General features: G+C 41.8%; 6 protein-coding genes and 2 pseudogenes. 2 read left to right on the forward strand and 6 right to left on the reverse strand.

The genetic code is table 11. The features are described 5' to 3' along the window. Nucleotides 1–266: 266 nt before the first annotated feature. Both BGP78_RS02100 and BGP78_RS02105 read right to left on the reverse strand, forming a co-directional pair. The gene (locus tag BGP78_RS02100) at nt 267–7,691 is read right to left on the reverse strand and encodes a PKD domain-containing protein (protein WP_119859860.1); all 7,425 of its coding nucleotides are present in this window, start codon (nt 7,689–7,691) and stop codon (nt 267–269) included. 18 nt (nt 7,692–7,709) lie between these two features. Continuing rightward, complete coding sequence (locus BGP78_RS02105; RefSeq protein ID WP_119859861.1) at nt 7,710–8,360, reverse strand: hypothetical protein; 651 nt, start codon at nt 8,358–8,360, stop codon at nt 7,710–7,712. A 225-nt stretch (nt 8,361–8,585) separates the two neighbouring features. On the opposite strand from BGP78_RS02105, the gene BGP78_RS02110 reads away from it, so the two are divergent. Beyond that, nucleotides 8,586–9,071 (forward strand): IS5 family transposase, encoded by a 486-nt coding sequence (locus BGP78_RS02110; protein WP_119859862.1) that lies wholly within the window; start codon nt 8,586–8,588, stop codon nt 9,069–9,071. Nucleotides 9,072–9,277: 206 nt separating this feature from the next. Here BGP78_RS02110 and BGP78_RS02115 read toward each other — a convergent pair. The 4 genes and pseudogenes from BGP78_RS02115 to BGP78_RS02130 all read right to left on the reverse strand — a co-directional run bounded on the left by BGP78_RS02115 (nt 9,278) and on the right by BGP78_RS02130 (nt 12,089). Then, nucleotides 9,278–10,238: pseudogene (locus BGP78_RS02115) on the reverse strand (transposase). Between the two features lie 91 nt (nt 10,239–10,329). After that, nucleotides 10,330–10,563 (reverse strand): annotated as a pseudogene (locus tag BGP78_RS02120) (IS110 family transposase); the annotation flags it as partial. 280 nt (nt 10,564–10,843) lie between these two features. Further along, nucleotides 10,844–11,818: a transposase gene (locus BGP78_RS02125; RefSeq protein ID WP_119859864.1), complete on the reverse strand. Its 975-nt coding sequence runs from the start codon at nt 11,816–11,818 to the stop codon at nt 10,844–10,846. A gap of 76 nt (nt 11,819–11,894) precedes the next feature. Next, nucleotides 11,895–12,089: a hypothetical protein gene (locus BGP78_RS02130; RefSeq protein ID WP_119859865.1), complete on the reverse strand. Its 195-nt coding sequence runs from the start codon at nt 12,087–12,089 to the stop codon at nt 11,895–11,897. 220 nt (nt 12,090–12,309) lie between these two features. Here BGP78_RS02130 and BGP78_RS02135 point away from each other — a divergent pair. Next, the coding region (locus BGP78_RS02135) for a transposase family protein (RefSeq protein ID WP_147386052.1) at nt 12,310–12,429 on the forward strand (120 nt) is incomplete at its 3' end.

The raw sequence follows: 12,429 nt of genomic DNA on the forward strand, positions 1-12,429 counted from the left end.
GCCCAATAAATCGAGGTCATGCGGCAGAGAATTTCAGTACATTTAGGCATGTAGGACTGAACCAGTTGAAAAGAGAAAGTACCTTAAAAGCCAGCGTACGACGAAAACAACGTCGCGCTGCGATGGACACTGAATATTTAGATAAGGTGATCAGGGCTTAGCTGTTAACAGAATATTCACGCTCTCGCCCTGGTGTAAAACATAGAAAGCATCACTTAATAATGAACCTATTATATTAAATGATGCTTTTATTTTGAATAAACTAACTAAGGACAAACACCTACTTTCGGTGTAGGCGGAACCCCTGTTACACTATTTGGCACTCCATTAGTCACGCCAAGGAGATCATCGGGAACAGTTTCTAGATTACAGTTATCACCTTTGCAAGCTGCTGAAAAGCTAAAGTGCCTGTCTTTCAATATGACCACATTGTATTTATGAGCAAGTGGGTCGAGTCGTCCCAAATGACCAATATCTGTCCCTGAATTCGTATTTGCTTCGGTAAAACCTGTCGCTTTGCCAGTAAACCAATCATGATTTACTTCTTCCGCAGTAGCACAGCGACGAGATACATAGCGTGAACCATCTTGTAGGTTTTCAATATCATTAATACAGTACTGTAAATCTGAATTAACCGTACCCGACTTATGGCTACTCTGAGAAACATCACATACTGTTGATACATGCGAGCGCTCACAAATGAATTTAGGACCACGACAAAGGTGACAACTTACTGGTTTAATAGGGTTGAGCGCAGGTGTACTGCTATAGGCTACATTACCAGTAGCGGTATCACCATTTGCATCGGTAATCGTGAGCGATATTTTCCCTGAAATAGCATTACAAGTGCTAGGTACCGCAGGAAAAGCGACGGTTGGATTGTCTGTATTACCACCGGTAATTACTAAGCCATTGGCATCGGCACCTAGCCCCCAATTATAATGGTAAGGTGGTAAACCTCCCGAGATGATTGGGACATGCAGTGAATGATTGCCAGCAATACCTGCCACTGTTAGCCCTGTATTCGCACTAAGATCAACAGTTTTAGGCATCGGCGGAGTAGCAGGTTTAATGTCAATAACAAATGACTTGCTGCCTGATTGGTAATGGTTTGCAGAATCACCTGCTGTCATCGTCGCTGTGTAAGTACCTTTTGAAGCGCCAATTGGGTTGATTTCCAAAGTTGCCGTATTCAATCCAGAAAACACCATGTCCAATGTTGCGGGGGGAGTCGGATTAGGGGTAATCGTCCATGTTGTTGTGGCTGGCGTGACGTCACTACCATTTACGCTATCTGCAAAGGTTGTGTCAATAAAGGTCGGCGGCTCCGAATCATCTGCGATTAGGTTAATACGGTGGGCGCTGTTCGTATTGACTACGATGGTTGGTTCGAAAACCGTCACATTAACTGTGTCAGTTCCCGGTATTCCACCACCTGTTACATCAACTTCAAAGGTAAGCGTTGTGTCCGCAGTTACATCAGGCGCGACGAAACTTGCGCCATTAGTATTGCCATTAATCAGCGTTACCGTAGGAGTGCCTACTGTTTGTGACCATGCGTAGTTAGCCGCATTGCTTGATACAGCGTGTAGCTGGACCGTTGCGCCCGATCTAACGCGAATATCGCCACCTGCACTTACCGTTAAGGGATTAGCAACAATAGTAACCGTAACAGGTACGTGCACTACATTGCCTGCGCCTGTTGCGGTAAAGTCAAAGGTCAGGGTTGTATCTGCGTTAACTGCAGGTGCAACAAAACTCGCATTTAAATATTTTACATCGCCTATTGCAGAAGCGTTAGTAATAGTACCTACAGATAGTCCCGCTGAACTCTGAGTCCATGCTAACTTTTCGACAGTACCCGCGCCTGTAACACTACCTGCTAGATTAACCGTTGCTCCCGCATGAACTGAAACATTGTTTGAATGGGCATCAATATCAGGAGCACCCTGAACAACAACATTTACAGACGCACTTTTAACTTGTCCATTGCTGGTGCCTGTCACGGTAAAGCTAAATGTTTCTTTCACGCCTTCCGCTTGTGAAGGTGCAATAAAGGTTGGATTGGCCAGTGTTGCATCAGACAATGAAACGTTTTGACCTGCGGTTTGCTTCCATTGCCATGTAGCTCCTGCACCATTAACTCCCTGAGCGCGTAATTGAACGGTACTGCCTTCTGTTACCGAGAAGTCAACGCCTGCATTAACACTAAACGGCGGTTGTTCTACGGTCATTATAATACTACCAGAAGCGGTATTATTAAGACTATCAGTTACCGTTACGCCAAATTGTAAATCAACACTGTGGGTAACATTAGGTGCTGTAAAACTTGGGTTATTGGTGTTAGTAGCGCTAAGGCTAGGAGGGGTAGAATCTGCCCATGCATAACTAAAAGGACCTTTACCGCTAGTAACATTGGCCTGTAAATAACCTGTTTGTCCAGAAGGGATATTTGAGCCCGCTCCTAAGTCGACTCGCATTTTTAAATCTCTAATGTTAATAGTAACTGTCGCTTTAGCGGTTGCAGAGTTAGCATTGTCGGTTGCAATGACTTGTAAAACTAAGGTTCTATCTTGGTCAACTGCCGGAATATCAAGACTGGTATGAGCTAGCGCAGGGTTGGCAATATCTCCTGTTACCACACCAGTACCGCCATCACTTACAACGCTCCAAGCATAAGACGCCGTACCATTTACATCTGTTGTTGATGCAAGTAAGTCAACTGTATTTCCTTCAGATACTGAACGTATAGAAGTTCCTGCAGTGAGTTTGATAGCTGTTTGCACTTGATAGCTTACTGTGTCCGTAATAGGGGCATTGTCATTATCTGTTACGGTGACTTCAAGTACTATCGAGCCACTGGTTGTGGGCGCCATAAAACTTGGCGTTGCCGTATTTTCATCGGTAATTATAACGGCTGTACCACTGGTTTGAGTCCATGCATAAGTCGGCGTGCCATTAGAGTTTGTTACCGTTGCTCTTGGGGTTACCACTGCGTTTGCAATAACTGTTTCATCATTAGACGCGACAACAGTCAATGGTAATTTCGGTGGTATGTTTAATGGGCTAATATCAAAAGTTACTTGCGCTGTTTTGACTTCAGTGCCATCACCCACTTCTACTTCTAATACTAAATTTTGATGGCCACCCGTGATGGTTGGCATTGTAAAGTAAGGATTGCCTGTCGTTTCGCCAATGATACCCCCAACAATATTTGGCCCACTTATTTGTGTCCACTTGTAAGTGATGGTGCCTGCGGCATTCATGACCGAAACAGTAGGGTTCGCTAGACGACCACCAATCACACTTTCATGCCCCGCCATGCTTAATGTTAATGTGGGTTTACTAGGTGAATTATATGGAACAACTTGATATTGAGAATTAACCGTTTTACTAATGCTTTTACCATTAACGCTATAAGTGATAACAGCTTGCAACTCAACAGGTGTGATACTGGTAACACTCGGTGCACTCACAATAGGCTGTGCAGTATTGGCACCTGCAATGACTAAATCTGCAGGTGCGGGGTTAGGTTTCACTACTGTCCATACATACGTAAAAGTACCACCAGATGCAGCATTTTCGTGTACATCAACACTGGGTTTAAAGGTCTTGCCTGACTCAATTTGATTGTTCTGATGTGTACTTTGATTAGGACCTGTGGCTAGGTTACTGCCGCTTTGGTTCTGATGCGAACTTACCGTAAATAAAGGTTTAGCTGTGTATCTTACACTTCGCGTGATTTGATTAACGCCGTCGCTCACTGCCAAATTCACGACAATGTTAGTGTCTTTGCTGACTGTTGGTACAACAAAGCTTGGGGCTGCGGTAGTTTCATCAACCAAGGTAACTACAGAACTCGTCCAACGAATGGAATAATTGCCTGTGCCTCCACTAATGTGTGCTTGCGGTAGTACGGTGTCGCCTTCAGCAACGTCCTCGGTTGCAGGGTGTAATATAGAAACAGCTAACTTAGGGGCTGCTTTTACAGTGACAACATGCGTAGAAGTAACACTTTGATTATTCGCATCTGTTACTGTAACAACCCAAGTAATGTCTGTATCGGTTGTGACTATTGGCGGTGTTACAGATGGATTTTCAGCACTTGTGCTGCTAATTATAGCTTGTGGACCAGCTGTTTGTGCCCATGAATAGCTAAAAGGCGCTGTTCCTCCATTAACCCTACCTTTTAATTCAATTTGCCCATGTCCACTAAATACAGAATGCTGCGCACCTTGTTGTGGCGTAAACGGCTTGCCTAATACGTTAACTACTTGCGTTTTCGAAATGCTTTTTCCACTGCCAGATTCTGTAGCCGTTACACTAAAAGTTAATTTCCCCGCGGCTGAAGGCGCGATAAAAGTTGCGGTAGGTTGAGATATATCTGGATGAGCTATAGCAACTGGAGTACCTGTCAGCTGTTGCCAAACATAAGTAAATGAGCCGCCACCGCCAGTTTGGCTAACCTGTGTTGTTAAGTGAACTGTATCACCGGAAGTAGCTTGTTTTACTGTATTAAGTTGATTAGTAAATGCAATATCTGGGGGGGGGACCGTGACAAACCACAAAGCATCGAAAATTTCACCCGCATCGTTAGTGGTTTGAGCACTAAAGGCAAACTCTGTATCTTGGTTAACATCTGGTGCGGTAAAAGAAAGTTCGCCATTGTTGGCAGTAAACCCAGCGTCAGGCCCTTTGTCTTGTGCCCAAGTAATAGTAGCATTCGGCTTTACTACGCTGGTTTCTGTATACAGCGCATTTAAAATGACCTGATGAGACGATTTTACCTTAGTTGGCCCGCTAATAGTCAACGCACCTATTTCAACAGGTTGCACTGAGCTAAGCACAGCAATGGATACTTTTTCGCTGACTGTCGCGCCTTTGTAGCTTGCTGTGATTAGCACAATAGGTTCATCAATACCTGCGACAGCAACAAAATGAGCGGTATTATCCTTACTCGCCAAACCAATCGATTGGGCAGATTTATCTTCCCACGCATAAGTAACGCCGGTAGTTACATCTGTTCCATTAATGCTGACCATTGCAATAAGATCTACTGAATCACCGACATCCACTATAGAGGGTGCCGTCAGAGTTAGATCTAAATGCGGAGGTGGGTTAATGGTTATACTTATTGTTTTACTTACCACGGCTCCCTTAAATTTTGCCGTTACCAAAATAACCACTTCATGAACGCCTGAGATGGCAACAAAATTAGCGGTATTGTCTTTACTCGATAAAACCACTGGTTGTGTAGATTTATCTTCCCACACGTAAGTAATACCAGTATTAACATCGGTTCCATTAGCACTGACCATTGCAACAAGATCGACACTCGTCCCTGCATCTACAGGAGAAGGTGCGGTAACGGTTAACGTTAAATTAGGGATGGGATTAATGATTATGCTTATTGTTTTACTTACAGTAGCACCTTTAAACTCAGCCGTTACCAAAATAACCGCTTCATGAATACCCGCTATCGCAATAAAACTTGCTGTATCGCTATTGCTGGTTAAGCCTACTGGTTGAGTTGATTTATCTTCCCATGTATATGTTACGCCACTATTAACATCTACACCATTAGCACTAATCATCGCACCAAGAGCCACACTATCCCCTATATCAACAGCGAGGGGCGCAGTAACCGTTATAATTAAAGTAGGGGGTGGGTTAACGGTTATACTGACCGTTTTACTTACAGTACTACTACCAAAAGAGGCTGTTACCGATATAACTGCTTCAGGAATACCCGCTATCGCAATAAAACTTGCTGTATCGCTATTGCTGGTTAAGCCTACTGGTTGAGTTGATTTATCTTCCCATAGATAAGTAACGCCACTGGTAACATCTACCCCATCAATATTGAGTAATGCTCTAAGGTTTACATTGTCACCTACATCAGCAGATGCCGGTGCAGTAAAGACTATATCTAAAATATGCGGTGGGTTAATGGCTATGCTAACCGTTTTACTTACCGTCGAGCCGCCAAAAGAAGCTGTCACCGATATGACAGCTTCAGGAGTACCTATTATAGCAATAAAATTAGCCGTATTATTACTGCTTGATAAAAATACTGGTTGTGCAGATTTGTCTTCCCACACATAAGTAACACCACTATTTACATCTCCCCCATTAACGCTAACTAACGCACTTAGATCTACGCTAACGCCTACATCAACGCTAGTAGGGGCAGTAACAGCTAAAGTTAAACTAGGCGCAGAAGGGTTAATCGTTATACTAACCGTTTTGCTTACCATAACACTGCCAAAAGAGACTGTTACCTGTATTATCGCTTCATCAATACCTGCTAAAGCAACAAAACTGGCTGTATTGCTATTACTCGTTAAAGCTAGTGGTTGTATTGATTTATCTTCCCATACATAAGTTACGCCATTACTAACATCTACTCCATCAATACTAAACACTGCGCTGAGGTTTACTATATCATCTACATTAGCATCAATGGGTGCAGATACAGCTAAGTCCAAAACAGGTGGTGGCTTAGCTGGATTAATCGTTATGCTAACTGTTTTGCTAACTGTAGCGCCATCAAAGGTGGCTTTTACCAATATAACCGCTTCACTAATACCCGTTATGGCAACAAAGTTTGCTGTGCTATTCGTACTTGTTAAGCCTATTGGTTGTAAAGACTTATCTTCCCATTCATAAGTAACGCCAGTGATAACATCTTTTCCATCAATACTAAATGCTGCACTAAGGTTTACGCTATCGCCCACTTTAGCGTTAAGTGGCGCGGTAATCGTTAAAGCTGAATTAAGTGCCTGGGGTGGATTTATCGTTATACTCACTGTTCTGCTAACTGTTGCCCCTTCAAAATAGGCTGTGACTAATATAACCGCTTCGTGAATACTGCCTATAGCAACAAAAGAGCCTGTATCATCACCGCTTGCTAAACCAATTTGTTGCGTAGATTTATCTTCCCACACATAAGTAACGCCACTATTAACATCAATTCCATCAGCACTGACCATTGCACTAATATTTACATTATCGCCCACATTAACGCTAAGCGGTGCGGTAAGCGTCAAACTCAAATTAGGGGGCGGGTTAATAGTAATACTCGTTGTTTTACTAACAGTAACGCCATCAAAAGAAGCGGTTACTAATATAACGGCTTCATGAATACCAGAGATGGCGACAAAATTAGCAGTATCGCTACTGCTTGTTAAACCAACTTGTTGGGTAGACTTATCTTCCCACATATAAGTAACACCACTATTAACATCTACTCCATCAATACTTAATACCGCACTAAGATCAACGCTAGTGCCTACATCAACAGCTGAAGGGGTCGTGATAGTTAACTTAGGTGGTTGATTAATTACTATATTAATCGTTTCACTGACTGATGAGCCATCAAAAGTGGCCGTTACTAATATAATCGCCTCATCAATACCGGCTAAAGCAACAAAACTCGCAGTATCGTTATTACTCGTTAAACCAAGTTGTTGTACAGATTTATCCTCCCACACGTAAGTAACGCCACTATTAACATTTGCTCCATTAGCACTAAGTATCGCACTTAGGTTGACTGTATCACCCGCATCAGCCACAGAGGGTGCGCTAACCATTAAACTTAAATTAGGTGCAGTGTCTGAAGGCACACTTGCCTTATCACAACCAGTTAACGCCATCAGTAAAAATAAGCTTATAAAACGAAATACAGTCATAAAAAGTCCAGAAATTAATTAAAAGCGTAAGCCAAATAAAAGGCTTAAGTTTGGTAAGTTAATAGTGTCATTGCCATCTTCAATGGCGAAATAAGAGAATTTAACGCCAATATAGGGGTGGATGGCTGAATGTGGCAAAAAGTAAATTTGATTGCCTACCTGAAAACCTGTTGCCCCATCACGCCAAGCTTGGCCTTTAATTTCACCCTCAGCCCAAATATATGAAACACCAGCATACACTGAAGATTCCATGGTAGAAGATTGATGCCATTGATAATGATAATTTAGCTGTAAGGATTGAAAGTTAAGTTTGGTGGTTTCTTTGCAGGCTTTATCACCACAATGCGCAAGCACATCCGCGCTATATTCACCGGTTTTGCTCCAACCCATTGCAAAAAACGTTTTTTGGGGAAGTACACTGTGATGTAATTGGATTGAAACATCTAACCCCAGTTGCGTGTCAGAGTCAGTGGCAAATAGGTCACTCGTATTTAATTGGTAGTAGTCTTCTGCGTCCAAATAATTAGCGTGCATGCCTGCTTCAAATTGATAAGGGGGTTTATCTGCGGCGGCATTTGTTTCTGATGCAAAACTGTTAGCTGAAATAATCGAGGGGAGTATAAGAAGACTATGTTTTATTATTTTTATATTGCTAAATAGTTTCAACATTTTAATCCTTCAAATGTAATAGGTTATTGAGTCTTGAATATTCTTATTAATGATAATAGCAATTAGTTGTTGTATTTCAAGCTACCTCTGTAATTAGTTAATAACACTGGAAAGGTTATAATTTCAAATGGCGTTGTTTCCTAAATAAGGCGTTGTTTCCTAAATAATTGAACTTCTTTGGTTTGGTGCGATCAGATCATTAAATGCCTTAACCCATGATGTGAAATGAAGAAGAAAATTAGGAATTGGTCACAGTACAACCGTGCTTTGGTTCAACGCGGTAACATCAATATTTGGCTAAGTGATAGTGCCATCTCAAAGTGGCAGAATACCGAAAAACACGGTGGCCGTGGTCGTTCAAATTACTATTCTGATTTAGCAATTGAAACGTGTTTAACCTTAAGAGCTGTATTCCATTTGCCACTCAGGGCTTTAGAAGGGTTTGTAAATTCCTTGCTCACTATGATGGATGCCTCATTGCAATCACCGGGTTATAGCTGTTTGTGCAAACGCAGTAAAACACTTGATGTGCAATATAGAAAGAGCGCAAGCAAAGGCTTTATAGATATCGTAGTCGATAGCACAGGCCTTAAAGTATACGGAAATGGTGAATGGCATACGAGAAAACATCGAGCGACTAAGCGTCGAACTTGGCGAAAACTGCACTTGGCCGTAGATGCGACAAGTCACGATATTGTGGGGATAGCATGAACAGTGACACCCATTCAAAAAACTAAAACCAATAAGCAAGCAATGTTCAATCTGAAATATCGTCTAGTTAATAAAATTGAGTTAACTACATGTGCTATAAGCTCAAAAATAGAGAAAAGCTGAACTCATCCCCAGTAATAAGACACGGCTAAGCCGCCAAGTTATGGAGTATCGGTTATATAGAGATTATCTTGATGGTTTAAAAATTAAGCCAGCAATTTTTCGCATTGTCGATAGTTAGCCCGCCGTTTTATTTCTAGGCTCGCACAATAATTATCAAGCTTTTCAGGTCGCCCTACTGCGCCATGAAATACTTTGGTAAATTGTGTGGTGAGTTTTAGCCAGTTTTCCGGGGCTATGTTTAGTCTTTCTAAAATTGGGGAGTTGATTGGGTTTATAGCGCCTCGCTTATCTGCTCGCATACATCGGCCTGTTAGTTCTACCAGTTCTAAATACGATTTTAATTCAAAGGGTAAACCTTTGGGCATGTGCTTTCGGGGACTACCTGCAAACCGTGCCAAGTGTTTAGGTTGCTTGCCTTCTTTGGCATGTTCACAGCGGGTTTTAACACTGGTGTAGTCTGACGTTTCGGGTGTCTCAGCCATTTTGGCTCTAACTGGGTTTAAATCAACATACGCCATACAGGCTGCTAGTGCCGCCTCATCAAGTAAAGCTTGTGATTTAAAGCGTCCTTCCCAAAATCTGCCAGTACAGTTATCTTCTTTATTCGCTTTTCGGGCAATGCTTTCATTCAGTACCCGCATAAACCAACTGATACTCGATAAACGTTCTCTAAATTGTTCAATGTCTTTATTTAAAAAATATTGCTGCGCTGAGTCTAACCGCTCACCTTGAAGGTACTTGTGAGACAGTATGGTACCTTTAAACAGCTTATGCCATCTGATAATAATCGCTTTATCACTCAGTCTTTTAGCTTTTATATCATCTACATAAAGTACAATATGCGTATGATTACTCATCACTGCATACGCACACACATCAATACAAAATACTTTAGCAAGTTCAAGTAGCTTATCTTCTATGCTCGTACGACTGCCCTGTTACCTTATCTTCACCACATAGATAGGCATGGCGAACACACCGTGAAATACAATGGTAGTATTTGGTATCAGTTAAACTCACTTGTCTTTTTCGTGCCGTGGCCATAAGAGAAAGCGCCTATCTTTTAAGCTGAATCTAAAAGATAGGCAATGAATGAAAAACCGTCAATTTTGGGTGGGTGTCAGTGTAAATTTTGCTGTGCAGGAATTAAATTAACTTGATGACCAGAATTTAAACATGCTCTGCCCCAGTAGTGAGAGGATGAACAAGCCTCCATAACGACTTCACACGGCGGTAAATTAAGGATTATTTCATGGAGTTTTACTCTAGAAACCCGCTTTGAGAAACAAGGTTTTCCGTGTTCATCAATTCCAAGAAGTTGAAATACATTTTTTGCTAAATCGATGCTTAATATACTAACGTTATTCATGATGGATGCTCCTACTAACTATCGTTATAAACACACCTTTAGTTTGGCGCATTGACGCCGATTTGGGAGTGTCCATCTCATCACCCATTCAAAAAAATTGAAGCCAATAAGTAGGCCACGTTCAACCTGAAAGATCGTTTAGTTAGTAAAATCGAATAAACTACATGCGCTATAAGCTCAAAGATAGGGAAAACTGAACTCATACGCATCCAAAAGGCACCGCCAATTCACCAAGCTATGGTGTATTGGTTATATAGAAATTATCTTGATGGTATAGCAGTCAAGTCAGTAATTTTTCACACTGCTTATAATTAGCGCGCCGTTTAATTTCTAGGCTCGCGCAATAGTTATCTAGCTTCTTAGGGCGACCTACAGCACCATGGAAGACTTTGGTAAATTGGGTGGTGAGTTTTTGCCAGTTCTCTGGGGCGATGTTGAGTCTGTCTAGAATTGGTGAGTTGATTGGGCTTATAGCGCCTCGCTTATCTACCCGCATACATCGGCCTGTCAACTCTACAAGTTCTAAGTAGGACTTTAATTCAAACGGTAAACCTTTCGGCATGTGCTTTCGGGGGCTACCTGCAAAACGCGCTAAGTGTTTAGGCTGTTTGCCCTCTTTGGCATACTCACAGCGAGTTTTTACACTGGTGTAGTCTGAGGTTTCGGGTGTATTAGCCATCTTTGCTCTGATTGGGTTTAAATCAACATACGCCATACAGGCTGCCAGTGCCGCTTCATCGAGTAAGGCTTGTGATTTAAAGCGCCCTTCCCAAAATCTGCCAGTACAATTATCTTCTTTATTCGCTTTTCGGGCAATGCTTTCATTCAGTACCCGCATAAACCAACTGATACTCGCTAAACGCTCTCTAAATTGTTCAATATCTTTATTTAAAAAATATCGTTGGGCTGAGTCTAGACGCTCATCCTGAAGGTACTTATGAGACAGTATGGTGCCTTTAAATAGCTTATGCCATCTGATAATAATCGCTTTATCACTCAGTCTTTTAGCTTTTATATCATCTACATAAAGTACAATATGCGTATGATTACTCATCACCGCATACGCACACACATCAATACAAAACACTTTGGCAAGTTCCAGCAGCTTTGCTTCTATCCACCCTCTTCTGTGCTCATATGATTGCCCTGTTACCTTATCCTCACCACACAAATACGCACGGCGAACACACCGTGAAATACAATGGTAGTATTTGGTATCAGTTAAACTCACTTGTCTTTTTCGTGCCGTCGCCATAAGAGAAAGCGCCTATCTTTTAAGCTGAATCTAAAAGATAGGCAATGAATGAAAAACCGTCAATTTTGGGTGGGTGTCAGTGTAAATTCTCTATAGGGTGGTTTTTATAATTACCTTGTACATCCAATTCATCAGTCATTTCGATGAAATGGAACTCTGTGTAATTAAGCTGATTTAATTTTTCAAAATAAGCCAATAATTCCAACACGCTTGGCTTGAATAAAGAGTTCCAATTATTTGGTTCCTTTTGAATCTCCAATATATGATTCAATGCTCAATTCCCTTGGTATAGCTAACACCCCGCTTAGGGGCAAAACATGTGGGCTATAATAACGAGCTAAGCGAGGACAGCCCACATATTTTTGTCCCAGCACGCCCCGCGTGCGCTTACAGCGACTTGTTAGCCGTCTGCCCAAAATCCAGGGCAAGATCACGAACTTTACCTTGACTTAAAAGTATGATCTTATACGTCTTTTTAGGTTGCTACTTTTATGTCTGATCCTCTTTTTCTAGAATATTTTGAATCAATTGATGACCCTCGCCAACAAGGTAAGGTCGTTCACAAGCTCTTTGATATCATATTCTTAACTGTGAGTGCTGTTATTTCAGGA

It is taken from the genome of Pseudoalteromonas sp. MSK9-3 (genome assembly GCF_003590335.1).
Classification (GTDB): domain Bacteria; phylum Pseudomonadota; class Gammaproteobacteria; order Enterobacterales; family Alteromonadaceae; genus Pseudoalteromonas.